This is a genomic window from Paenibacillus sp. J45TS6, from assembly GCF_018403285.1.
In the GTDB taxonomy this organism is placed as follows: domain Bacteria; phylum Bacillota; class Bacilli; order Paenibacillales; family Paenibacillaceae; genus Paenibacillus.
Genome location: NZ_BOSJ01000060.1, coordinates 1 through 566 on the forward strand (window position 1 = coordinate 1; position 566 = coordinate 566).

Sequence of the window (566 nt, forward strand, 5' to 3'; positions counted from 1 at the left end):
TACTTTGTCTTCCTTGGTGATTTTTTCTTGTTTTGAACTAAGGCATTTAACTTTTTTAAATACTCATTTTCCATTCGTAAACGTTCCACTTCTGCCTGTAAGGCCTCTACAGACCCTTCTACTAACGTTTGATTCTTCTGTTTGATCGATTCTTTTTTCACGGATGGACGCCCCTTTTTCTTTGGTCTTAGGGCGTCCATTCCATGTAATTCTAAGCTCTCTTGCCAGCTTAAAATGGTACTATGACTCGCAATATTAAATATTGCTGCCGTTTCTCTAACAGACGTCCCGAATTCGTTCATATAATTAAGTACGTCTAGTTTATCCTGTAAGGAATACGGTGTATAGCGCTTTTTAAAAACCTCTTCACCATGGTGCTCATATTGTTTAATCCAATTTAATAAAACAGAATGATGGATCCCTATAGATCTCGCAATCGATTTTATACCTTCCGATCCATTTTGATAGCGCATAACTGCTTGTAATTTTTCATCTGAACTAAACTTAGCCATATAAAAACTGCACCTCCAATGTTAGTTGATGTCTAACATTTGGGGTGCAGTTCA

Annotated in this window: 1 pseudogene; it reads right to left on the bottom strand. The window is 36.9% G+C overall.

Annotated features, from left to right (window positions below):
• Nucleotides 1–512 (bottom strand): annotated as a pseudogene (locus KJS58_RS24840) (transposase); the annotation flags it as partial.
• Between the last annotated feature and the right edge of the window lie 54 nt (nt 513–566).